This window comes from Leptolyngbya sp. UWPOB_LEPTO1 (assembly GCF_017302695.1).
In the GTDB taxonomy this organism is placed as follows: Bacteria; Cyanobacteriota; Cyanobacteriia; order Leptolyngbyales; family Leptolyngbyaceae; genus Leptolyngbya; species Leptolyngbya boryana.
Genome location: NZ_JAFLCJ010000001.1, coordinates 522320 through 544616, shown reverse-complemented (window position 1 = coordinate 544616; position 22297 = coordinate 522320). Strand labels below are relative to the sequence as shown.

21 protein-coding genes and 1 riboswitch are annotated in these 22297 nt (G+C 47.1%); of the genes, 8 read left to right on the top strand and 13 right to left on the bottom strand.

Annotated elements, in window-relative coordinates; genetic code table 11:
- Positions 1 to 59: 59 nt before the first annotated feature.
- Both mdh and J0L70_RS02365 read right to left on the bottom strand, forming a co-directional pair.
- Positions 60 to 1028 carry a malate dehydrogenase gene (gene mdh / locus J0L70_RS02370; protein WP_287452939.1) on the bottom strand — a complete coding sequence of 323 codons (969 nt, stop codon included), beginning with the start codon at positions 1026 to 1028 and terminating at the stop codon, positions 60 to 62.
- Between the two features lie 88 nt (positions 1029 to 1116).
- Entirely contained in the window at positions 1117 to 1332 is a 216-nt protein-coding gene (locus J0L70_RS02365; protein ID WP_017290342.1) for an NAD(P)H-quinone oxidoreductase subunit O, read from the bottom strand.
- Positions 1333 to 1536: 204 nt separating this feature from the next.
- Between J0L70_RS02365 and J0L70_RS02360 the strand changes: the two genes are divergently transcribed.
- Together J0L70_RS02360 and J0L70_RS02355 are read left to right on the top strand one after the other, a co-directional pair.
- Positions 1537 to 3606 carry a hypothetical protein gene (locus J0L70_RS02360; RefSeq protein WP_287452938.1) on the top strand — a complete coding sequence of 690 codons (2070 nt, stop codon included), beginning with the start codon at positions 1537 to 1539 and terminating at the stop codon, positions 3604 to 3606.
- 217 nt (positions 3607 to 3823) lie between these two features.
- Positions 3824 to 4948 carry a Gfo/Idh/MocA family protein gene (locus tag J0L70_RS02355; protein WP_287452937.1) on the top strand — a complete coding sequence of 375 codons (1125 nt, stop codon included), beginning with the start codon at positions 3824 to 3826 and terminating at the stop codon, positions 4946 to 4948.
- Between the two features lie 92 nt (positions 4949 to 5040).
- Here J0L70_RS02355 and J0L70_RS02350 read toward each other — a convergent pair whose 3' ends face one another.
- Entirely contained in the window at positions 5041 to 6702 is a 1662-nt protein-coding gene (locus J0L70_RS02350; RefSeq protein ID WP_287452936.1) for a hypothetical protein, read from the bottom strand.
- A 362-nt stretch (positions 6703 to 7064) separates the two neighbouring features.
- Between J0L70_RS02350 and trmFO the strand changes: the two genes are divergently transcribed.
- Positions 7065 to 8435 carry an FADH(2)-oxidizing methylenetetrahydrofolate--tRNA-(uracil(54)-C(5))-methyltransferase TrmFO gene (trmFO, locus tag J0L70_RS02345; protein ID WP_287452935.1) on the top strand — a complete coding sequence of 457 codons (1371 nt, stop codon included), beginning with the start codon at positions 7065 to 7067 and terminating at the stop codon, positions 8433 to 8435.
- 25 nt (positions 8436 to 8460) lie between these two features.
- On the opposite strand, the gene J0L70_RS02340 is transcribed toward trmFO, so the two are convergent.
- From J0L70_RS02340 to J0L70_RS02320, 5 genes are all read right to left on the bottom strand, one after another.
- The gene (locus tag J0L70_RS02340; protein WP_268180802.1) at positions 8461 to 9066 is read right to left on the bottom strand and encodes a cupin domain-containing protein; all 606 of its coding nucleotides are present in this window, start codon (positions 9064 to 9066) and stop codon (positions 8461 to 8463) included.
- 32 nt (positions 9067 to 9098) lie between these two features.
- Positions 9099 to 9674, bottom strand: a complete 576-nt coding sequence (locus J0L70_RS02335; protein WP_268180800.1) for a sigma-70 family RNA polymerase sigma factor — start codon at positions 9672 to 9674, stop codon at positions 9099 to 9101.
- Between the two features lie 76 nt (positions 9675 to 9750).
- A complete protein-coding gene (locus J0L70_RS02330; RefSeq protein WP_287452934.1) occupies positions 9751 to 10272 on the bottom strand; it encodes an SRPBCC family protein in 522 nt (173 codons plus the stop codon).
- Between the two features lie 13 nt (positions 10273 to 10285).
- Positions 10286 to 11629 carry a condensation domain-containing protein gene (locus tag J0L70_RS02325; protein WP_287452933.1) on the bottom strand — a complete coding sequence of 448 codons (1344 nt, stop codon included), beginning with the start codon at positions 11627 to 11629 and terminating at the stop codon, positions 10286 to 10288.
- Positions 11629 to 12042 carry a nuclear transport factor 2 family protein gene (locus tag J0L70_RS02320; protein WP_287452932.1) on the bottom strand — a complete coding sequence of 138 codons (414 nt, stop codon included), beginning with the start codon at positions 12040 to 12042 and terminating at the stop codon, positions 11629 to 11631. The genes J0L70_RS02325 and J0L70_RS02320 overlap by 1 nt, the downstream gene beginning before the upstream one ends.
- Before the next feature lie 227 nt (positions 12043 to 12269).
- On the opposite strand from J0L70_RS02320, the gene J0L70_RS02315 reads away from it, so the two are divergent.
- Positions 12270 to 13499: a cytochrome P450 gene (locus J0L70_RS02315; protein ID WP_287452931.1), complete on the top strand. Its 1230-nt coding sequence runs from the start codon at positions 12270 to 12272 to the stop codon at positions 13497 to 13499.
- 108 nt (positions 13500 to 13607) lie between these two features.
- On the opposite strand, the gene secA is transcribed toward J0L70_RS02315, so the two are convergent.
- The 3 genes from secA to J0L70_RS02300 all read right to left on the bottom strand — a co-directional run bounded on the left by secA (position 13608) and on the right by J0L70_RS02300 (position 17841).
- Positions 13608 to 16709: a preprotein translocase subunit SecA gene (gene secA, locus J0L70_RS02310; RefSeq protein WP_017290347.1), complete on the bottom strand. Its 3102-nt coding sequence runs from the start codon at positions 16707 to 16709 to the stop codon at positions 13608 to 13610.
- A gap of 179 nt (positions 16710 to 16888) precedes the next feature.
- Positions 16889 to 17059 carry a hypothetical protein gene (locus tag J0L70_RS02305; RefSeq protein WP_287452930.1) on the bottom strand — a complete coding sequence of 57 codons (171 nt, stop codon included), beginning with the start codon at positions 17057 to 17059 and terminating at the stop codon, positions 16889 to 16891.
- A 239-nt stretch (positions 17060 to 17298) separates the two neighbouring features.
- Positions 17299 to 17841: a diheme cytochrome C gene (locus J0L70_RS02300; protein WP_268180788.1), complete on the bottom strand. Its 543-nt coding sequence runs from the start codon at positions 17839 to 17841 to the stop codon at positions 17299 to 17301.
- A 171-nt stretch (positions 17842 to 18012) separates the two neighbouring features.
- On the opposite strand from J0L70_RS02300, the gene J0L70_RS02295 reads away from it, so the two are divergent.
- Positions 18013 to 18480, top strand: a complete 468-nt coding sequence (locus J0L70_RS02295; RefSeq protein ID WP_017290349.1) for a GNAT family N-acetyltransferase — start codon at positions 18013 to 18015, stop codon at positions 18478 to 18480.
- Between the two features lie 84 nt (positions 18481 to 18564).
- Here J0L70_RS02295 and J0L70_RS02290 read toward each other — a convergent pair whose 3' ends face one another.
- Together J0L70_RS02290 and J0L70_RS02285 are read right to left on the bottom strand one after the other, a co-directional pair.
- A complete protein-coding gene (locus J0L70_RS02290; RefSeq protein ID WP_017290350.1) occupies positions 18565 to 18966 on the bottom strand; it encodes a ChaB family protein in 402 nt (133 codons plus the stop codon).
- 86 nt (positions 18967 to 19052) lie between these two features.
- Positions 19053 to 20480: a glycoside hydrolase family 13 protein gene (locus J0L70_RS02285; RefSeq protein WP_287452929.1), complete on the bottom strand. Its 1428-nt coding sequence runs from the start codon at positions 20478 to 20480 to the stop codon at positions 19053 to 19055.
- 124 nt (positions 20481 to 20604) lie between these two features.
- Positions 20605 to 20662, top strand: a riboswitch (Glutamine riboswitch).
- Between the two features lie 35 nt (positions 20663 to 20697).
- Here J0L70_RS02285 and pirA point away from each other — a divergent pair.
- The 3 genes from pirA to J0L70_RS02270 all read left to right on the top strand — a co-directional run bounded on the left by pirA (position 20698) and on the right by J0L70_RS02270 (position 22283).
- The gene (gene pirA, locus J0L70_RS02280; RefSeq protein ID WP_017290352.1) at positions 20698 to 21078 is read left to right on the top strand and encodes an arginine synthesis PII-interacting regulator PirA; all 381 of its coding nucleotides are present in this window, start codon (positions 20698 to 20700) and stop codon (positions 21076 to 21078) included.
- 211 nt (positions 21079 to 21289) lie between these two features.
- Positions 21290 to 21679, top strand: a complete 390-nt coding sequence (locus J0L70_RS02275) for a 6-pyruvoyl trahydropterin synthase family protein (protein WP_287452928.1) — start codon at positions 21290 to 21292, stop codon at positions 21677 to 21679.
- A complete protein-coding gene (locus tag J0L70_RS02270) occupies positions 21672 to 22283 on the top strand; it encodes a 7-carboxy-7-deazaguanine synthase QueE (protein ID WP_287452927.1) in 612 nt (203 codons plus the stop codon). Before J0L70_RS02275 ends, J0L70_RS02270 begins: the two co-directional genes overlap by 8 nt.
- Positions 22284 to 22297 lie beyond the last annotated feature (14 nt).

Genomic DNA, 22297 nt, shown 5'->3' with positions numbered 1-22297 from the left:
ATAGTTTGCACTGTTTCTAAATGTTCAGACTCCCCCTACAGCGGGGTTTTTCAGCATGGTTACACTGTAGCTGCTAAAAGTTGATTTGCACGATCAATATTTTCTCGAATCGATTTTGCTGAAGTATGAAGTGCTGTTAACTCAGAATCTGTGAGATTGAGTTCGATGATTTTCTCGATGCCACCGCATCCTAATCGGCAAGGAACCCCAATGAAGACCTCGTTCAGTCCATATTCTCCTTGAAGGTACGCGGCGATCGGTAACAGGCGAGATTTGTTGTACAAAATTGCTTCAACCATCGCACAAGCTGAAGATGCAGGTGCGTAGAATGCGCTTCCGGTCTGCATTAACTCAACGATTTCTGCACCGCCATTACGGGTGCGTTCGATGAGTTTGTCGATCGTGGTTTCGGGTAAAAGTTCTGTAATTGGAATTCCATTGACAGTCGAATATCGAGGCAATGGAACCATGAGATCGCCATGCCCGCCTAGGACGGTGGCATTAATGTCTGACACTGAGACATTCAGTTCCATTGCGATAAAGGTTTGAAACCGAGCGGAATCGAGAACGCCTGCCATGCCCATGACTTGTTGAGGCGGCAGATCGCTCACTGCCCAAGCGAGATGCGTCATGACATCGAGTGGATTCGTAACGACGATAATCACCGCATGAGGAGAATGTGCGATCGCTTGTTTCACTACATCGCGCACGATTTTGGCATTGGTTAAAAGCAAATCGTCTCGGCTCATCCCGGGCTTGCGCGGCAGTCCGGCTGTAATCACAATGACATCGGAATTCGCTGTGTCGAGATAGTCGTTGGTTCCAAAAATGTGGCGATCGTGTCGTTCTACCCCACGCGCTTCCATCAAATCGAGCGCTAATCCCTGCGGACGACCCCGAACTACATCAAGTAGGACAACATCTGCTAAATTTTTCTCTGCAACTCGCTGAGCTAATGCACTCCCAACATTGCCTGAGCCAACGATCGAAACGCGGAATTGGGAGCAGGTTGGAAAAGAAGAAGACATGAAAATTGCCGCCAGTGCTTCTTGATTTCATCTTAGCGCTGTCGATCAAGAAACTAGCGGCACAATGGGAATCCTTTAAGAATCGCGCCTATTTGAAGGATTCAAGCTGGTCTTGACGCAGCCAAATATTAGGAGTGGGCACTTTGCCAAATTTGACGAAAGCATAATCGCCCTTCAAATCGACGACTTCACCCTGGGTTTCAAAGATATAGCTAGGGAAGCGCGGATCGCTGGCTTTTGCTTCGACGCTGTTTTCTAATTTCTCACGCACAACGCGCACCATCTCGCCTTTCTTAATTGGCATACCTTACCTCAGTGTTCTCTAACGGATCATTATGTTGCAAAAGCTGAATTGATTATGATGCAAGTTTGTAAGGATTTCCATAGAGAACCTTCGTATTCATCAAGTCGTTTTTTGTATAGAGCCGTCTCCCGCTTTGGGTAGACGAATTCTTACCGAGAAAATTTTTAGTTTTACGGGAGGTCATTCGCACGATCGAGGTCATGCATGAGTTCATCGAACAAGCTAGAGCCAGTCGAATCTTCTCCAGAATCTTCTCTTGAGTCACACCCGAAACGATTGCCAGTTCGCGCGATCGCGCTATTGCTAAGTTTGATCTTTTTTGGCTTTCTGGGGTATCAGGCTGAGCTTGTCTTACCGATGCGACCGCCGAATCTCGGCAGTACTTACACTCCAGTGACTCAAGCGCCGCCCAGTAGTCTCGGTTCCTACGATGTCTTGGGTCACGTGGTCAGCGCATCCGATGCAGAACAACTGCTGCAAACCGAAGCCGGAAAAGAACAACTCTCCCCAGAACAAGGTGCAGTCGAGATTAATCAAGACTTGCTGATGCTCGGACGAGATACCTTCTATCGCGAAACCTTTGGCAATGAGCGCTTTCTGACCGATGTAGTAGGAGCGTTAGATGGACCAATTAATTTAGCAAGTATTACAAAAGCGATCGTCAAACTCGCAGGACAACCCACCACGAATTTACAAGTTGCAGTTGATCGAGATGTCACTCTCGGTGGGCGAGAATTCAAAGCAGGGACCTTGTTGAATACGGGGTTAGATATTCCGGCTCGATCGCTTTTACCGCTCGGAATGCGGACTGAATTATCTCAAGGTAAAGTCCGAGTTGGAATTACCTGTGCGTTTTGTCATGCAGCAGTCGATCGTCAAACAGGCAAAATTCTAGAAGGTGCGCCTAACAATGATTTGGACACGGGGCTAATTCTGGCATCTGCATCAAATTCAGCAGCAATGTTCCGACATACAGGTATCAATCCGACTCAGTTGCAATTCGGCGATCGACGTTACATCAATGCTCAAGGCAACGAAGCTCAGCTACCCGATGCGAAAGCAGTAGAAGATGCGGTAGATGCAGATTTTCTCAGTTGGGCACCCGGTAATTTCGACTCAACGGGAACCATGACGAATAATCCTTCTCAAAATCCTTCGTCTTATACATTTGAGGCTTATCCTTACGGTTGGAGCGGACATTCAGCGATTGGCTGGTTTCACGGACTCACGACGCTCAATAGCAATGTTCATGCAACCAATTCTGATACGACGACTGGAGCAGATGGGAGTCAGGCATCACTTGGGATTGATAAAGAGACCTATCTCGGCATTCTGCTGCAAAATGCTTCAAATCCGAAATTTCGTCTACCCGATGGTGTGAATCCGGCTGAATTTTTCGATCAAATTGATCCAACTCCCGGCGAACCTGCAATCAATGAAGTGATTCGGATGCCTGGTTATCCGAAAGGCTCACCATTTATGTTAGATGGCTTAATGGCAAGTTCTCCAGGGTTGCCTGTAGGTCAACAACTGAATGCGATGTCTGCTTGGCAAAATACCTTAGCTCCACCTCCCTACTCTGAAGCTCAAAATTTACAGCAGTTGCAGCAAGGCGCAAAAGTCTTCGATCGAGCAGGCTGTGCAGAATGTCACAGTGGGCGAATGTTCACGAATCACCGGGTCATTTCTCAGCAAGAAGTCAAAACTCAGCCTTCGCGTGCTCCTGCTTTGAAAGTCTTTGCCAAAAGCTTCGTTGCACCTAAAACGTATCCCAATGGGGAATCCGTTCCCCTGCCTGAGAATCCATCTGTTTTGCCTGTTCCAACGGATATTACGCCAAAGTCTGATCAACAAAGAGCATTTGCGCTGAATGATTCATCTGGAGGGTATAAAGTTCCTAGCTTGATTGGCTTAGCAGTCACTGCTCCTTATCTGCATGATGGTGGAGTCGCAGCGAGTTCAGAAGCATTGCAGCCTGACGTGACCGGAGCTTATCAAATTACTCAAGCTGATCAAATTGGGATGGCAGGAACATTGATGCAGCATGTTTTGCCTGATCCAGCGGCAAGCTTGCGGATGTTAGTCGATCGCAATTTACGCAAACCGATGATTGAGGCAAATCGGGCAAATGCTGATTTAGTGCGATCGAACATAGATGGTAGTGGACATGAGTATTGGATTGATCAAGCTGCGGGATTCACCCCAGAGGAGCAGACTGCTGCGATTGAGTTCATGCTTTCGTTAGATGATGATCCCCAAGTCCTTCTTAACTGATGAGAATTCGATGCACCTCAAGTCAATTGGTTTAGTCCTAATCTTTCATTAGCAAGAGGAACGGTCTATTTTCGCTCGTTACAGTAAGCCTGCAAGAGTGGTTGAAACGCATCCACCGTGTCCTCGCTCTGTTTTATTCCGGGGGCGGGTGAATGCAAGGAACGATACGTTTCAAAAATCCTCTGAAATTCATCCTAATCCCGTTTCTCCTAACATTATGACTCCCAATCAAGTTACTCAAAGGAAGATTCGCTATGCTGTTGTCGGCTTGGGTTGGTTTGCTCAAGCTTCCGCACTTCCCGCTTTTGCTCATGCTGAAAATTCTGAACTCGTAGCTTTGGTTTCAGACGACCCAACAAAGCGAGAAGAAATTGCTAAACAATATGGAGTTCAGCATACCTATGCTTATGATCAGTACGAAGACTGCCTAAACAGTGGTGAAGTGGATGCCGTCTATATCGCATTGCCCAATCATCTGCACTGTGAGTATACGGTGCGTGCTGCAAATGCAGGCATCCACGTCCTTTGTGAGAAGCCGATGGCAGTGACAGAAGACGAGTGTCAACAAATGATTGATGCGTGCGATCGCAATCAAGTCAAGCTGATGATTGCTTACCGTCTGCATCTCGAAGAAGCGAATATGCAGGCAGTCGAAATTCTCAAGTCTGGGCAAATTGGCGAACCACGCATCTTTAACTCTGTGTTTACTCAGCAAGTAAATGCGGGAAATATTCGCGTTCAGAAAGCAGTTGGTGGCGGCACGCTAGATGATATTGGCATCTACTGTATCAATGCGGCTCGCTATCTCTTTCAGGCAGATCCGATCGAGGTTTTTGCAACAGCAGCTAGTAAAGACGAACCTCGTTTTCGAGATGTTGCAGAGATGTCGAGTGCAATTTTGCGTTTCCCAGACGATCAACTCGCTTCGTTTACGGTCAGCTTTGGTGCAGCAAAAACTTCGAGTTATCAAGTGGTCGGGACAAAAGGCGATTTGCGAATTGACCCAGGTTATTCAGGGCAAGGTGAGATGAAGCATATTTTAACGATCGACAACGAAATCCAAACTCAAACGTTTGAAGGTCACGATCAGCTTGCAGCTGAGTTTGTTTACTTCTCAGATTGCATCTTACAGAACAAAGAGCCAGAACCTTCAGGTCAAGAAGGGTTGATTGATATTCGGATCATTCAAGCGCTCTATGATTCGATTCAATCCGGTCGCTTTGTTCAGCTTCCCACAATGCAGCGAGAGCAGCGCCCTGGGCTACATCAATCGATTCAGCGCCCGCCGCTTGAGAAGCAACCTGAACTCGTCAATGCCGCTGATCCATCGGGTCAATCTTAATTGCACAGTTCGGAGTGGGGACAGGGAGCAATCTGAGTTTGGATTCTTCCCGTCTCTCCGTCAGATTTACTAGCGCTTCCTGTCTTTACCTCTCAGCGAATCTGTCTAATTTGCCGAGTTTCCTCTAGAATGCTCTCTACATCTTCCTCACTCAATCGCCGCACATAATTGACTTTGATCTCTTCGAGTAAATCTGTTGCTAAAGACTGAAGCTCTTGCAGCGATCGCTGATCTTGTAATTCTGTTGCTAGATTTTGACCAAAACTTTTCACGAGTTGACTGATCAATTCACCACCTTTTTTATCTTCTAGTGCCAGCACGATCGCATCATAAACCCCGCTTGTGACCTCTGCTACGAGTCTCTCATTGATCTGACGCGGTAGATCCCCTACTAATGGCATTGCTTTCAAGCCTTGATAAGCAGGCGACTGGCTGAGAATCATATCAACATTATGTCTCAGCACTGCTTCTAGCTCAGGCTTGATCTTTGGCAAAACATTGTAGACGGTCGTTTTGACTAAATGCGTTGCAAGCTCTTGAACCTCATCGCGCTGATTGAGATCAATGTAAGGACGATTCACAGATTGAATCAGCCAGCGTGAAATCTCACCGCGCGCGATCGCATCTTGAAAGCGATCGATAACCTGTATGACAACGACTTCTGCCATATCTTCAGAAATGTTCGCGACAAAGCCTTGACTTGCTTGAGTCCGCACCCGCGCAAGGTTAACCATCCCGGACTGATCCAACCGAACCACAGTCGGGATCACCCGTAACCATCTGAGAAAAGGCAACAGCAAAAAGATGTCATACCATCGCCATAGCATTGCATCTAACCAAGACAAACTTTGATAGCGACGGCTGAGATAGAACGTTCGAGCAATGAATTCTAAAGCGAAAATTCCAACGAATGGTGCATCAATGAGCCAAAACCAATCAACAAATTCGCCATTCTCTCCAATGGGTCGATAGTAGTTCACAGCGATTAAAGGACGAATCTCTTGATTGAAAAACTTCTGTTCTGTGGCTACGCCTCGCTGTGCTAAATTTTCCTGACTCCAGAATGTTGCAAACGCTTGCTTTGCCGATTCTCCTCGACGCTGACCAAACACATGCTCTCGCATACGATTCTTGATTCGTTCAAGCGTGCCGCTTTTATTCGCAACGGCAAAAGGATTCGTGCTCACAAGTTCTGAACTGCGATCGCGCAAATCTTGCAATCGAGTTTGTACCTGCACACTTTCTAATCCAAACTGTTGAAGTTCTTGCTCTAAAGTGTCTACCGTACTTAGATAGGCTTCCGTATCGCGATGCGGCTCGATTCCCTTTATCGGATCATAGAGGCGGGTGACGGCTGGAAAGTTGCGAAACCAGAAATCCCGCCAAGGAATATACGCAAAGTCAAAGGCAACAAGTCCCAAATTTACAAGTGCCAACCCTGCCATCGCTCTCTCAAACCAGAGATTTCGACGAGGTGGGAAACGAGAAGGAGACGATCGCATAAAATTCCAACCAGCATTCACCTTCTGAATTTTAAGCGCGATCGCTTCACAATGATAAAGACAGCAACATTTCCGTAAAAATACTCCCGCTGCTATTTCAACTTGGCTGATATTAGGTTTTAGTGTTGTGGAGACTTCAGCACGTTGAATCCCTTGAAAATCTTGAATAAAGGTAGAGCAACCTGACCTAAACGGCTCTGAGTAGAGATAATCTGTTTCGGTTTCTGTACATACTTTAGGGGACTTCCCCATAAGAAGCCAGTGTTATTACGGATAATTTATTAGTTCTTCACAGGTGGATTTGAAAAATACGGACGTATCTGACCACGTTTTCAGATAGTTCCGGCATTATTCATCACTCTGAAGAATGAAATATAGAGTGAAAATGGCTCAAACCCTCGAAAATTCGTTTTTTCTTTTCGATCGGCTTAAATCAGTACGGGTATTCGTATTTTCACGGAGATGCGACAGTCTTTACAGACTTGAATATAAAGCTTCAATGAAGTTTTATATTGTTTACGGATCGCAACGCTGCTTATCGAATATTTAAACCTCCTGAGTTTTAGCCGAAAGGCTTATCCTAGAAAAGGACTGTTGACGCGCACTTTTTTCATATGACTGAACACTCTCCAATTCACGTTATCGGCGGTGGCTTAGCAGGCACAGAAGCTGCTTGGCAAATTGCTCAAGCAGGCGTTCCTGTTGTGCTGCACGAAATGCGTCCAACGCGCCAAAGTCCGGCTCATCATTCTGAGTATTTGGCAGAATTGGTGTGCAGCAATTCCTTTGGAGCGCAGGCAACCGATCGCGCTTCGGGACTCTTACACGAAGAATTACGGAGATTGGGGTCGATCGTCATTCAGAAAGCCGATGCTCATCAAGTTCCGGCAGGTGGAGCGTTAGCGGTCGATCGCGGAATTTTTAGCCAGGATTTGACTGAAACGCTCTCGGCTCATCCGCTGATCGAATTGCGGCGTGAGGAAATTACGGAGATTCCCAAAGACGGAATCGTGGTACTGACGACCGGACCTTTAACAACCGATGCACTAGCTGAAGATTTGCGCCAATTCACAGGCATGGCGTACATGAGTTTCTTCGATGCAGCTAGTCCGATCGTGGTGGGTGAATCGATCGATTTTGAAACGGCATTTTTGGCATCGCGCTACGATCGCGGCGAAGCTGCTTATCTAAACTGTCCGATGAGTAAAGAGCAATATCTGCATTTTTGGCAGGAACTTTGTCAGGCAGAACAGGCAGAATTGAAAGATTTTGAGCGCGAAACGGCGAAGTTTTTTGAGGCATGTTTACCGATCGAGGAAATGGCGCGTCGAGGTGAAGATACGATGCGCTACGGCCCATTGAAACCTGTGGGATTGTTCGATGCGCGATTAGGTGACTTTCGAGATCCCGAAAATCGAGAAAAACGCCCGTATGCAGTGGTGCAACTGCGGCAAGAAGATAAAGCGGGGCAACTCTGGAACATGGTCGGGTTTCAGACCAATCTGAAATGGGGCGAACAAAAGCGAGTCTTTAAGCTGATTCCTGGCTTAGAGAATGCCGAGTTTGTTCGCATGGGTGTAATGCACCGCAATACGTTTATCAATTCACCAGAATTGCTATTGCCAACGTTGCAGTTTAAATCGCGATCGACGTTACTCGCAGCCGGACAAATCAGTGGAACCGAAGGCTATACTGCCGCTTGTGCAGGCGGTTGGCTCGCTGGAACTAATGCCGCTCGAATTGCTTTAGGGCTAGCTCCTTTAGCCTTACCTGTAACGACCATGATGGGAGCGTTGTTTGATTTTATTAGTTCTGCTTCTCCCAAGCATTTCCAGCCAATGCCACCCAACTTTGGTATCTTACCGGAGCTACCCAAGAAGATTCGCAACAAGCAAGAGCGGTATGGACAATATCGCGATCGCGCTTTTGCTGATCTCGATCAGTGGAGCGGAGTTGTGAACAACGTCAGCGCGATCGCAAGCTGATTGCTTTTGTCACACCTCGATCGTGCTAGACGGTAACAGGATATTCGTCATCGATCGAGGTGTGAAAGAAGAAGCGACATCCGCCATTTGTAAAAGGCGCATGACTGGATCCGGGTTGAGAGCGAATGTAATCGCCCGCTCCGTAGACTTCATTGCCAATCACCAGATCGCCTTCCATCATAAAGATTTCTTCGGTCGCGGCATGGCGATGCCAAGGATAGCAAACCCCCGGTTCTGCCTTCAAAAAGCCAACGAGTTCGCGCGTTGCTTCATCTCGATGCACGATCGCAATCATCACACCTGGAGTAGGATGAGGTTGCCAGTCTAATTCCTGAGCACGAATTGCGAGATGAGGCGCAGAAGGCGTAGATTGTGGAACAGGGATAGTCTCTAATGGTGGAGAGTCTAGACCAAGGCGATCGAATAAGCGATCTTTCAGCTTGTCTGACATTGGTAAGACTGGAGTACTATAAGGCAGTGCAGTAGCAGCAGATTCGTAACTTAACAGTTCTTCTGCTAAATCAGGACATTCGGCAATCTGCTGCTCGACCCACGCTCTTTCCTGCTCACCTAGTAGATCTAAAACGTAGAGGGGAGCTAGTTCACAAAAGCAGTAGTTTTCGGTGTCCATGTTCTCGATCGCCTTTCGTCGTCCATTTACGCTTACAAGTATTCGCTTGAACCCAGAGCAGACTTTAACTTGCTTAATCCTAACCGAATTCTCGTTTTTACAGTTCCCAATGCTAATCCAGTGTGAGCCGCAATTTCACCTTGGGATAATCCCTGGTAGTAAGCAAGCTCAAGAACAAGTCGTTGCTCTTTCGGTAAGGTTTGCAAGGCGATTATGACTTGGCTACGTCGCTCTTTTATTGATGCCTCCTCAAATAGATCTACGCAATCTGCCTTCGGTTGGATCTCTACGGCTTCGATTGATACGACTGCGGTGGAGTTCGATCGTTTCAGTTTGCGAAGTCGATCGAGAATGCGGCTGCGTGCAAGCGTAAATAGCCAAGTATCAGCTTTTCCTTTTTGGACATCATAGCGCTCCGCGATGCGCCACACTTGCGCGAACACATCTAGCACCGCTTCTTCACTTTCTTCGGCTGAACGCAAGCTTTTGAACGCTAGCCCATAAATGATTCGGGCATAGCGATCGTAAAGTAGGGACAAGGCGGTTTGATCGCGCTGAGCAATCTGGGTCAGCAACGCCACATCATCTACCGCAGAAGAAGGCTTCATCCCAATTTTCTTATCGGAATTATATTTGGCAAGTATACTGATCTTCTTGCTCAGCTAGAAGAAATCTTTTCAAGTCTCAATATTTCAGCCCCTCAGCTTTCGAGAACAATTTCGACGGTTCTACGTTTTCCGAAGCTAGCAATTCTGTTTGAAGCCGTTGTGCCAATCCTTTCCCACCTTGCTGCATGATGATGTTGTGGTTCCACTCCAGCAGGGGACGAGCAATGACTGCGAGAGCATTCATCCAGCGTTTTGTCGTGCGAACTGTCCAAGTGTAGTAGATTTCTGTGCCGCGATCGAGCGTTGTAAGTTCCCATAATCCGCGTCCTTCTACATCTCCGATCGCGATCGCTTCCATTACGATCGGAGCTTCGAGTCGAATCACACGAGTATTAAAGGTCAGTGTATAAGAGAGCGGTGTTTTCCAGACAAATCGCTGAACGGTTCCCACTCCATTTGAATCTCCTGCTTCGAGATCAACAACAGAGTCAACTGCATCCCACCAAAGATGCCAGGATTTAGTGTTGAGAATCTCTTCCCAAACCTGTTCGATGGGTGCAGCAATGAGCCAGCGAGTCACAAATTGATATTCTGCCATCGTGTTTTTGGAGTTAATGTTTCAAAGCGTGAGCAGTTTGTGTGAGATGACCATTTTCTATCCTTAAGCTTTCCACAGTGAATCGCGCTGTGTCTGGGTGTAAAATCACAGTTTCTAGAAGCTGCATCGCCTGTTTTACAAGCATTGCTTCGGATGTGTGATGCACGATCGTAAAAAACAAGCGATCGTTGAGCGTTGCGACTCCACAGACTCGTTCTTGCTCAAATCCTGACAAGACGATCGGCCCATAAATCGCGCTCAAAAATAGATTGCCATACTGCTGAGGAATTGATAAGCGTCCTAGATTTGTCACCATCACATCAGATGCGTACTGTTTTCTAAACAAGTGATTCACAAATTCAGGGCTAGGATTAGCACAGATCAGGGCTGTGTGTTGCTGCACGAGTTGTTGTACAGATTGCTGTACATTCTTCGCTTGCTGCATCAAATCCAAATTCAGCGATCGTACAAGTTGCCAGAATTGAGTTTGGTGAGTAATCGTGTACGCCGTCCGACCAGAAGAGATATACAATCCACACTCTGGCAGGTTAGCAAAATAGGGACGGAGATTAATTGGAGATAAACAATGAAGCAGTTGTTTAGAATCGCAATGCTGTGCAATCGTCAATAACCAGGCAGCACAAATTGCAGCATGAACAGTTGTTGCTTCCTGACGACAGTATTGGATCAATTGAGTTGTTATTTCCGGAGAGAACTGTCCTGCACTGACTTGGAGTGAAGAATTTCTAGACAAACTATCATTCTGTCTGGGTTTCATGCTCTGCCAGAACTGTTGCCAGTAGACCATTCCAGTTGCTAGAACTTCCTGAACGTTAGAAATCGGTTGGTGATCAGGTAATAACGATTCTAAAGAAGGTGGAACAGAATGATTGAGGACGGCTTGCTGAGGACACGCTAGTAGGGACAGAATTTCCTCAATCAGTTTTACCGTGGTCATTCCATCCGCGATCGCATGGTGACAGACAACGATCAGGTCGGAAATTTCTGGAGAATACAACCACACAATCCGAATCAGTGGCGCTTCTGCCCAATCAAAAGGCTCTGTCAGTTCTCTCGCTGCTTCTGTTTGCCAGTGTGTTTCTCCCGATCGCGCAATCATTCGATAGGGAATCGCGTTCGAGTGTTCGACAAAATGGGGTGTAGTATTCTGCTCTAATGAAATTTTGACGCGCAGTAAGGGATGACGCTGCTGTAATTGCTCCAGCGCATAGGTGAGAGCAGCAGAATCAATGGTTCCTCGAACTTGAGCCGTTATAGCAAAATGGAATGGAATCACGCGATCGCGCAACCATAGCAGTTGTTCCAGTGCGCCTAACCGTCGGTAAGCAGATGGCATTATTGTTTCTCCTGGAGTTGAGCCAACATTGTAGATGGATTCCAGTAGGCTTTTAGGGTCTGAATCATGCCATCGGCATTAATTTCAAACACATCAATGCCTTCAAAGTGAACCTCAGCCCCATTTTTACTAATACCGTGACCTTTCCACTTAACGGCTGCTGCTTGACCATTGATTGAAACAAACTCTTCGGTCAATTCGACAGACAGGAACAGATCGACGATCGCTTGAAGAAATTGACGAACTTCGTCACGGCTTTTCAAAATCGGTGCTTCAGCGGGATCTTGATGAATGCAAGTTTCAGCAAAACAATCTGCCATTGAATCTGCTTTATGAGGAGAACGACTCGCTGCAAAATACTGCTGAACAATCGTCTGAACCATTTGAGGTGAAACTGTAGTGGAATTAGACATGAGGAATTGAGTAAATGTTGAATCTCCTCTAATTACGCAGCATGAAGTGAGTTGGATCTGTTTGAATGACTTTAAATTTGCGATCGCCAAATTGCTACCAGTTGGTACAGATGCTTTTATCAGGCAAGTGACCTTCATTGAACTTAATTTTTTTACTTCACAGATCCAACTATGAGGATCAGGCGTAATCAGGATCAACAGAGCAATCCGATAGAGGACAACTCAATATGTTGACGAATACGAAATCTCCAGCTTACGACCTCTTTTCACCCGAAGCGCTTGCCAATCCCTACGAACTTTACAAGCAAATGCGGGAAAGCGATCCAGTCTACTACTCAGAATCGCTAGGCTACTGGATCTTAACTCGCTATCAAGATGTAGAAGCAGCTCTCAAAGATGAACGATTGAGTGCCGATCGTCGTTCTCTGTTCATTCATCAAATCGGCGATCTCGACATTCGCTTAATTCAGAATTTCTTGCAGTTGATCGGCAATATGATGATCGAGAAAGATCCGCCAGAGCATAGCCGTATGCGAAAACTCGCGAATCAAGGCTTTACTACTCGTGCTTTAGAAAGTTGGAGAAGCATCATTCAGCAAACGACCGATCGTTTACTGGATCAAGTTCAAACCCAAGGTTACATGGATATTGTGGACGACCTTTCAGTACCTTTACCTGCACTGATTATTGCTGAAATCTTTGGTGTGCCAGAATGCGATCGCGCAAATTTGATCCAGTGGGCAGCCGATATCGGAACCTTATGGGGTGCTCCTAGTGGTCAAAATATCGAGAAATTGGCGCGAAAGGCGGATGCTGCTGCAATTCAATTTACCAATCTGATTCAACATTTAATTGAAGAACGTCGTCGCCAGCCAGGAACCGACCTCATCAGTTTGCTCACGATCGCTTATGAAGCTCAAGGATTAGACTTTGCAGAATTGCCTTCACTTTGTATCCTGATTCTCAATGCTGGACATCTCACCACGACTGATTTAATCCCCAATGGAGTAGCCGCTTTGCTCACCCATCCAGAGCAACTGCAAAAGCTCATTGCTCACCCAGAATTGATGCAGTCTGCTGTAGAAGAAATGATTCGCTACGATTCCCCGGCACCGTTTGTATTTCGCATTGCAAAAGAGGAGATAGTCATTTCCGACACGACGATTCCAGCAGGAAGTGTTGTTGCTTTAGGATTGGGAGCAGCAAACCATGATCCAGCTAAATTTACTCATCCTGATCAGTTTGACATTGCCCGCACTCCTAACGAACATTTAGGATTTGGCCCCGGAGTTCACTACTGTCTTGGAGCCGTACTCGCCCGAATGGAGCTAGCAATTTGCTTTACAACATTGCTGAAACGAATGCCAAATCTACGATTTGATGTCGATCGACAAGCAATTCCTCGCCACACCAGCCTTGTTTTCAAAGGATTTGAATCCCTCCCCATTCTCTTCTAGTGCCCTACTCCCCCATTCCCCTACTCCCCCATCTTCCCCAAGTTAGGCTACAAAAAATCCCAGGTACGCTCGAATGGTGTACCTGGGATACTTCAGTTTTCAATTCAACTAAACGACTTCAACTTCAACTTGAGGCTGAGGTTGCTGAGGCTGGAATTGGAACAATGAGTAAACTACATCTCGACGAATGTTGATCATCATTTCCAAGAACAGCTCATATCCTTCGCTCTTGTACTCGATCAACGGGTCTTTCTGACCGTATCCTCGCAATCCGACCGACTCACGCAAGCCATCCATTGCTTGGAGGTGTTCACGCCAGAGGGTATCAATTCGATTCAGAATAAAGAACCGCTCTGCCTGACGCATCAATCCAGGCTGCACCGAATCTACTTCTGCCTCTTTCAAGTCATAAGCAATTCGTGCCTGCTCATGTAAGAATGCCTTCATTTCGCTCAAGGTCATGTCTGCCAAATCTTCTGGCTGCATGTCCTGAAGCAAGTAAACAAACTCTTGCACCTTGCTGACAAGCTTGTCTAGCTCCCATTCTTCCGGCGGTAGCTCTGGATTGATATAGGCTTCCACAATGTCATCCATTGTACGTTCAGCATATTCAATCACTTTCTCTTTCAGGTCTTGCCCTTCAAGAACCCGACGGCGTTCAGCGTAGATAGCACGACGCTGATTGTTCATCACTTCGTCATACTCAAAGACTTGCTTCCGAATGTCGTAGTAGTAAGTCTCGACTTTCTTCTGCGCACCTTCGAGCGATCGCGTAAGCATCTTCGACTCGATCGGCATATCTTCTTCCACGCGGAAAGCATTCATCATGCCTGCAACGCGATCGCCGCCAAAAATCCGCAGCAAGTTATCTTGCAAACTTAGGAAGAACTTGGTCGAACCCGGGTCACCTTGCCGTCCTGCCCGTCCTCGCAACTGGTTGTCAATCCGGCGCGATTCATGACGTTCTGTCCCGATGACATGCAGCCCCCCGAGTTGAACCACTTCTTCGTGTTCGCGATCGGTAAAGGCATCGTACTCGGAGCGAATCAGCTTGTAGACTTCTCGCAGCTTTTGAATTACCAGATCAGTCGTCGGAGCTTTTTCCGCCGCCGTTGCAATCTTATCTTCTGCTTCGAGTTCCGGCAAACTGCGCTCACCATATTGCTGAACTGCAACATGTACCGCATCTTTGAGAGCTTGCTCTGTCTCTGCCGAAAGTTCGACCGGATAGATATCCGATTTGGCTTTCCAAGTTTTGATCTTGGTTGCCAGCCCAAATCCTTGACCGCCACCGCGCTGATCTTGGGCAAAACCCATGCCCGAAAAATCTTCGTCATCTTCAGGCTCAACAATGCGCGGCATGAAGTACTCACGAATCTTCAGACGTGCCATATAGTCTGAGTTTCCACCCAGAATAATGTCTGTTCCGCGTCCTGCCATGTTGGTCGCGATTGTCACTTTGCCCTTGCGACCTGCTTGAGCAATGATTTCTGATTCTCGCTCGACGTTCTCAGGTTTCGCGTTCAGCAAGTTATGGGGCACATTCAACTCTTGCAGCAGTTGAGAGAGCAATTCAGATTTCTCAACGCTGGTCGTTCCAACCAGAACCGGACGACCTGTGCGGTGCATCTCATCACATTCGAGTGCGATCGCGCTCCACTTTCCGGTAATGCCCAAAACAAACAGCCCGTTTTCACCTTCTGGCACCCCTTGGCGAATCATCCGGTAAACTTCGTAGCTATTCGTCACGGTGATCATGCCGGGATGTTTTGCCTGCCGCAGAATTTCTTTGGCTTGCTCTTGGCTTTGGGGTAATCCTGGGCAAAGATTATGGGCAAGACCCTGTTTATCGAGCAGTTGAGACAAATTACTCAACGCTTCCAAGTTCATCACCCAAATCAAGACGGGGCGACCTTGCTCAGATTTCTCGGCGGCTTCGCGCGTAAAGACGGTTAAATCCCCGGCTTCGGTTTTGTACACCACATCTGATAAATCCACCCGACGGCGTTCCCGGTTGGTTGGAATTTGGGTGACTTCTAGCTTGTAAATCTTCTCAAGTTCAGCTTCTTCGGTCTTCGCCGTTCCGGTCATGCCTGCAAGTTTCGGATACAGCAGGAAGAAGTTTTGATAGGTGATCGTCGCGAGTGTTTGCGTTTCGTTTTGGATGTCCACGCCTTCTTTTGCTTCGATCGCTTGGTGCAAGCCATCACTCCAACGGCGACCCGGCATGACGCGACCTGTAAATTCATCGACGATCACGATCTCGCCGCTACGGACGATGTAGTTCACATCATTGATAAACAGTTCTTTTGCTTTAATCGCATTAAAAACGTAGTGCGCCCAAGGATCATTCGGATCAAAGAGATCCGATACACCGAGCAGTTTTTCTGCTTCGATAAAGCCTTCATCGGTGAGAAGAATGTTGCGCTGTTTCTCATCAACTTCGTAATGATCATCGCGTTTGAGCGATCGCGCGACATCTGCCGCCTGCAAATATTTCTCAGTCGGACGTTCAACCTGACCAGAGATGATCAGCGGAGTCCGAGCTTCATCGATCAGCACCGAGTCCACTTCGTCAATCACGCAGAAGTTAAAGGGGCGCTGTACAACTTCTTCCATCGAAGTTGCCATGTTATCGCGCAAGTAATCGAAGCCCAATTCGCTGTTGGTGGCGTAGGTGACATCGCAGGCGTAGTTTTTCTGACGTTCCGCCGGAGCCATGTTTTGCTGAATCAGACCCACGCTCAAGCCCAAAAAGCGGTGCACCTGCCCCATCCATTCCGCGTCTCGTTTTGCCAGGTAATCGTTCACCGTGACGACATGAACGCCTTTACCAGAGAGTGCATTCAGGTAAGCTGGCAGCGTCGAAACTAGAGTTTTTCCTTCACCCGTTTTCATTTCTGCGATTTGTCCATCATGCAGCACCATGCCGCCGATTAACTGCACATCGAAGTGCCGCATCCCCAAAACGCGCTTTCCAGCTTCCCGCACGACTGCAAAGGCTTCTGGCAGAATATCGTCGAGAATCTGCTTCTCCTCGTCGAGATTTCTTGCCTTGGCGAGTCGCGCTCTAAATTCAGCAGTCTTGCCTCTCAGTTCTTCATCTGAAAGTGGCTCAATCTCCTCTTCCAAAAGCTTGATGTCATTAACGAGTGGCTTATATTTTTTGAGCTTACGCGCATTGGGATCGCCCAGAATAGATTTAAACATGACGGGGGAAAATCAGAGATCGCTGAATGTGGGTATGGGTTCGTATCGAGACAAGAGACGCATTTTAACGTTTCCGTATCGATTTTAATCAAAGGTATTCCAATCCTATCACCCAGAACGAAACCTGAACGGGCAAGGGGATCGGGGGAAAGCCGAACCAGTAGGTATTGTAATTCAATTCACTCGATCGACTGCAAATCTAGATAAGCAGCGAGAATACGTTGAACTTGCTGCATCTGTTCTGGCTTGACTTGCCAGAACAGGGATTTTTGAATTTCTGTTCCAACCGAAGATTCAAACGTTACAAACCACCAGATGCTTCCCAATCGGTAATGGCTGCTTGTTGCCATTCCTCCTCCCAGTTCCCCTTTAGTTCATCCAGTGCAAGAGAGGCTTCGACTAAGGCTTGCTGTTCCTGTTCCCTGCGCCAGTGTTGCAGAAGGGATTCAATGAGTTGGCTTCGATCTTCTACATGCTGATCGATATCAGCAATCAAATCGTCAGGTAAAGAGACGGAGACTTTCATGCAGAACTTTCCGGAGAACGCCGACTATTACTTTTTTACTACAGTGAGAGTATGGTTCAATCCTTACGGAGCGTTCTCCCAGTCAGCGCTGAGCTTGCGGAAATTATATTGATTTGTTCCAGGATGGCAGGTAATACAGGTTGAAAGATTGAGCGGTTTCGGAAGCTCGACTTTGGGGTGAAGGATTTTGAAGGCTTTAGATTCGTTGACGCGGTAGGGAATGCGTTCGCCTTCGACGACTTGACGCGAGAAGGTTCTCAGATAGCGCCAGACGAGCGATCGCGTTGGATCGACAAGCGGAGTCAGCGTCGCGCCGTAATGCTGGGAATCTTGCAGCAAGTCGCGCCAGGTTTGAGTCGGGAAAATCGCAGGTGGAATGCCGATATGACAGGTGGCGCAATTTTGTAAATAAGCGTCTTGTGCGAGTTTAAGATTGCCAGTCACAGCATCGACTGTGCCAATCTCGGCTGGCGCATTGGAGACAGGGGGGGATTCCATTGCTTGAGAAAAACCCCATCCTAAAATCAGACTCCAAATCAACAGAATTCCGATTAAAATCACAGGAGATCGTCTGCGAATCCGACGGCGCTTAGGTGAATTTGACATGCGAAGACCTTTACTGCATTGAGTCCGATGAAAGGGTGACTTAAAACAAGATTAAATTGTTTCTGAGTACTCACCTTTCACAGAATAGTTTTTAAAGTGACAAATTTGTGACTGTTACTTTTTGCCAATTCCGATACAACAAAGTTTCAACTCAGAATTTAGGACATCAGGATGGATTGCAGTCAGGTTCAGTTTTGCGATCGCAAAACTCAGATCGATCTCCAACAACTTCAAGAATTATTTCAACTTAGTGCATTTTGGGCGCGCGATCGCAAAGTCGAAGATTTAGCGATCGCCATTAAGCATAGCGACCCGGTGATTTCGGCTTGGGATGGCGATCGGTTGATTGGATTTGCCAGGGCGACTTCGGACGGAATTTATCGCGCTACGATTTGGGATGTGGTCGTACATCCGGACTATCAAGGCGCAGGATTGGGACGAAAATTAGTCCAGACGGTGCTGAGCCATCCGCAGGTGTCGAACGTAGAACGGCTTTATCTGATGACGACGAATCAGCAGGAATTTTATAAGCGCATCGGATTTGAGGTGAATCAGACAACAACAATGGTGTATTTCAATCAGCCCTTGTCGTTACCAAGTTCTGCCATTTCAGTTGAAGTCGAATGCGATATTGGGTGATTGAATCATTCAAGCCAAAAAAATTGCCCAACGGTTAGACTCGATCGTTGGGCAATTTTCTAGCATCAATTTACAATCCGTAGACTAGCTTGCGCTACCTTCAACACCTGCGCTGTAAACATTGTCATCGGGATGACCTTTGCGATGCCAGCTTCCATCTTCACCTTTCTCAAAACCTTGCTTGACACTGTTCCAAGCTACCTGCATCGCAGCCTCACGGCTCAAACCATCACTTTGAGAGTTCTTGAACGCTGCCATAAAGACTTGATCAGCACCGTCCAGTAACTTATCGGTTACTTCAGAGGGCAAGCTTTCGTTTTGCTCATCAACATCATCTCGCCCTGCTGCCATCTTATCCGCAGTTGATTTCGGTTCAGCAAGTGAGGCTTGATCTTCACCGCTACTGACCGTATTCACCTGCTCAAGCTGTTTATCTTCTGCATCGATTTGCGGATTGGCTTGAGTCCGTTCGCTTCCTGTTGGCATATGAATAACTCCTAGAATATTAAATCTGGAACTATCCTAGTCCTGTCCCACCGCTGAGGCATCTTTCAAAAGAAAGCTTCGGTGATCTATCGGGATGAGGATGCTAGCAGAATGTAGCCTGCGCGATCGCGCAATTCTACCTGTTCCCCAAGGGTGAGTTCTCCATATAGAACTTTCTCAATTTTAGGGAGGGCAACTTTCACGGGAACTGTGCCAACATTCACTGCAATGATCACGGTTTGATCCTCCAGCGATCGCTCAAACACATAAGTCGTTCCCTCGGCATGAAGCACTTGATAAGTTCCGGTTCTCAAGGCTGGATAGGCATGACGAATTGCAATCAATTGACGATGGACTTTATCAATATCTAAGTTCCAATTTTCCTCAGTTGGAAACCCCCGACGAGAATCTGGATCAATGCCACCCGGTAAGCCAACTTCATCCCCATAGTAAATACTAGGTGCGCCCGGAAAGGTCATCAGTAAGAGTGTACAAAGTTCAACACTCGCATGATCACCTCCTGCAATAGTGAGTAATCGTGCAGTGTCATGGCTGGCGAGTAAATTGAGTTGCGTAAGCTGAATTTCCCAGGGATAAAGTTCGAGTAAGCTCTGCATTTTCTGAGCGTACTCACCTGCGAATAGAGGCGGATACGGGTGATAATCGCGATCTTGAACTTGCTCTAAAACAACGCGATCACCTGCTGCAAATGCGATCGTTGGACCTGCAAACAAGTAATTCATCACGCCATCAAACTGAGTTCCATCGAGCCATTCGCGCGAATCACCCCACACTTCACCAACAATGTAAGCTTCTGGATTAATCGCTTTGACGCGATCGCGAAACTCCTGCCAAAATCCGGGAGCCTTAACCTCGAAGGGGACATCTAAACGCCAACCATCAATCCCGAATTCGATCCAATATTCAGCAATCTCCATGATGTATTCGCGCACGGCTGGATTGTCATGATTAAACACAGGCAGCGCCCGATTTCCTGCCCATCCTTCATAGTTTGCCGGAAACTCGCCCGTGTAAGGATGCAGCGGAAATTCGTGAATCTTGAACCAATCGAGCCAGGGAGAATTGCTCCCATTTTCTAGAACGTCATGAAAAAAGAAGAAGCCGCGACTGGAGTGATTAAACACACCATCTAGCACGACTTTAATATCGCGATCGTGCGCTGCATCTAGTAAATCGCGAAACGCCTCATTGCCACCGAGCATCGGGTCAACCCGATAGTAATCGTGCGTATGATAGCGATGATTACTAGCAGACTGAAAGATCGGCGTAAAGTAAATCGCATTCACGCCCAAGTCTTGAATGTAATCCAACCGTTCCATTACGCCCCATAAGTCTCCCCCTTTGTAACCTTGCAGTGTTGGGGTCGCATCCCAGTCTTCCCAGGGCATCTGCTTGAGGAGTTTCTTATACGGCTGAGTCGCCCGGGAAAAGCGATCGGGAAAAATCTGATAAAAAATTGCGTGCTTCACCCAATCCGGCGTTTGAATCTGCATAACTTCTATGGATCACATCACTTAGTAGCGTAATGATCCCCACGCAGATCGCGCTCTAACTATTGACAGAATATTACAATCCTCTTGCGGAAACCTGAAAACCGTAGTGTATAATACAAACATAAACGTTCATCTCTGGTAACTAGAGACGGAAGTAAGGAGTTCTCCTGAAGGAACGCGCCTCAAACTCACTTCATTCTTACTTTTCGAGGCGGTTATGAGACTGATTTACCGTGGTGTTGAATACGAATACGACCCAACCCAACCGCGAACCAATCCGGTCGATCGCGTTTTTAGTTCTCGCGAGCCGATTACATTGACCTATCGCGGCAATCGCTACCAAATGGATCCGACTCAACCTGCCCAACCTGCCGAAGCGCGCCGTCCGCATGAGTTAATTTATCGCGGCGTGCGATACTGGGTTGGCGCATCGGGGGATCGACCAGTGACCTCTAGATTGAATACGATCGCCAACTTGGCTGCAACCCACCACGCGAACTTGCAACGCAATTTGCAGCACCGCATCGAAGTTGCACGTCAAAATGGCGATTACAATCTCCTCTCTCTGCTTGAAGCAGAACGCAATCAGCTTGTCTAGGTCGCTCGTTTTAACTTCGCTGAACGAGTGCTAGACGATTCACTTCAGGTGTTCACTTTTCACGCAGCCCGGAGTCTCAACAATGAGACTCCTTTTTTATGAAAAAGCTGCATATGATACTGACACAATCTCACAATTGTGAATAAATCTACCCCAAAAAAAGCCCTGTGTGATTTACGCTAGAACTTCTAGCGTTTTTTGCGAGGGGCGTATGCCGAAATGGACAGTCACTACAGAATTTACGTTCAATGCCGCACATTGGATTCGGGATTATGACGGACCCTGTGGGCGTATGCATGGACATACTTACACGGTGAGAATTAGCGCGATCGCATCTCAACTTCATGCCTCTGAATTCTGTCCCCATCCGGTCATGGTGGCTGACTTTAGAACCTTAAAATGGGCGAAAAAAGATGTGCTCAAAGGTGGCTTGGATCATTGTGTATTAAATGAAGTTTTGCCAGAAGGATACGAAACGACGGCTGAAATGATCGCCAAATACATTTACGACAAAACCAAGAAAGACCTTCCATCTGAAATTAAGCTCAAAGTTGCAGTATCAGAAACCCCAAATTCTTGGGCAGAGTACGAAGATGATTAGCACAGAAGCACAGACTTTACCGATTGTGGAGACGTTTCACTCTGTCCAAGGAGAGGGCGCTTGGACAGGAACCAGTGCGTTGTTTATTCGATTAGGCGGTTGTGATGTTGGTTGCTGGTTCTGTGACACGAAAGAATCTTGGGTCGCAAAACGACATCCCCGTCAATCCATTCAAGAACTCGTGAACCTGGCGATCGAGGTGAAAAGCGCGATCGTCGTGATTACCGGAGGCGAACCTTTAATGCACGACTTAACTGAATTAACCAAAGCATTAAAAGACGAGGGATTAAGGCTCCATCTCGAAACCTCTGGCGCACATCCATTCAGCGGGACGTTTGATTGGGTGACGCTTTCACCGAAGCAATTTAAGCCGCCGCATGAGAGCGTTTATGCTCATGTGGATGAGTTGAAAGTTGTGATTACTCAGGCAGCAGATTTTGAATGGGCAGAACAGCAATCTCAGCAAGTCAGCGATCGAGCAATGCGTTACCTGCAACCCGAATGGAGCAGTCAAGAAAGCACAAGTTTAATTTTTGAATACGTAAAGCAGCAGCCAAAATGGCGAATGGGATTGCAGACTCATAAGTTACTCGGAGTCAATTAGCAAGGCGCGAAGAT

Excerpts from the sequence above, each read along its gene's own strand:
- J0L70_RS02350 (WP_287452936.1), bottom strand. The coding sequence starts at position 6,702 with ATGGGGAAGTCCCCTAAAGTATGTACAGAAACCGAAACAGATTATCTC.
- J0L70_RS02295 (WP_017290349.1), top strand. The coding sequence starts at position 18,013 with ATGGATTGCAGTCAGGTTCAGTTTTGCGATCGCAAAACTCAGATCGAT.
- J0L70_RS02270 (WP_287452927.1), top strand. The coding sequence starts at position 21,672 with ATGATTAGCACAGAAGCACAGACTTTACCGATTGTGGAGACGTTTCAC.
- J0L70_RS02340 (WP_268180802.1), bottom strand. The coding sequence starts at position 9,066 with ATGGACACCGAAAACTACTGCTTTTGTGAACTAGCTCCCCTCTACGTT.
- J0L70_RS02335 (WP_268180800.1), bottom strand. The coding sequence starts at position 9,674 with ATGAAGCCTTCTTCTGCGGTAGATGATGTGGCGTTGCTGACCCAGATT.
- J0L70_RS02355 (WP_287452937.1), top strand. The coding sequence starts at position 3,824 with ATGACTCCCAATCAAGTTACTCAAAGGAAGATTCGCTATGCTGTTGTC.
- mdh (WP_287452939.1), bottom strand. The coding sequence starts at position 1,028 with ATGTCTTCTTCTTTTCCAACCTGCTCCCAATTCCGCGTTTCGATCGTT.
- secA (WP_017290347.1), bottom strand. The coding sequence starts at position 16,709 with ATGTTTAAATCTATTCTGGGCGATCCCAATGCGCGTAAGCTCAAAAAA.
- trmFO (WP_287452935.1), top strand. The coding sequence starts at position 7,065 with ATGACTGAACACTCTCCAATTCACGTTATCGGCGGTGGCTTAGCAGGC.
- J0L70_RS02330 (WP_287452934.1), bottom strand. The coding sequence starts at position 10,272 with ATGGCAGAATATCAATTTGTGACTCGCTGGCTCATTGCTGCACCCATC.
- J0L70_RS02300 (WP_268180788.1), bottom strand. The coding sequence starts at position 17,841 with ATGTCAAATTCACCTAAGCGCCGTCGGATTCGCAGACGATCTCCTGTG.
- J0L70_RS02365 (WP_017290342.1), bottom strand. The coding sequence starts at position 1,332 with ATGCCAATTAAGAAAGGCGAGATGGTGCGCGTTGTGCGTGAGAAATTA.
- J0L70_RS02305 (WP_287452930.1), bottom strand. The coding sequence starts at position 17,059 with ATGGCAACAAGCAGCCATTACCGATTGGGAAGCATCTGGTGGTTTGTA.
- J0L70_RS02275 (WP_287452928.1), top strand. The coding sequence starts at position 21,290 with ATGCCGAAATGGACAGTCACTACAGAATTTACGTTCAATGCCGCACAT.
- J0L70_RS02360 (WP_287452938.1), top strand. The coding sequence starts at position 1,537 with ATGAGTTCATCGAACAAGCTAGAGCCAGTCGAATCTTCTCCAGAATCT.
- J0L70_RS02320 (WP_287452932.1), bottom strand. The coding sequence starts at position 12,042 with ATGTCTAATTCCACTACAGTTTCACCTCAAATGGTTCAGACGATTGTT.
- J0L70_RS02290 (WP_017290350.1), bottom strand. The coding sequence starts at position 18,966 with ATGCCAACAGGAAGCGAACGGACTCAAGCCAATCCGCAAATCGATGCA.
- J0L70_RS02285 (WP_287452929.1), bottom strand. The coding sequence starts at position 20,480 with ATGCAGATTCAAACGCCGGATTGGGTGAAGCACGCAATTTTTTATCAG.
- J0L70_RS02325 (WP_287452933.1), bottom strand. The coding sequence starts at position 11,629 with ATGCCATCTGCTTACCGACGGTTAGGCGCACTGGAACAACTGCTATGG.
- J0L70_RS02315 (WP_287452931.1), top strand. The coding sequence starts at position 12,270 with ATGTTGACGAATACGAAATCTCCAGCTTACGACCTCTTTTCACCCGAA.
- pirA (WP_017290352.1), top strand. The coding sequence starts at position 20,698 with ATGAGACTGATTTACCGTGGTGTTGAATACGAATACGACCCAACCCAA.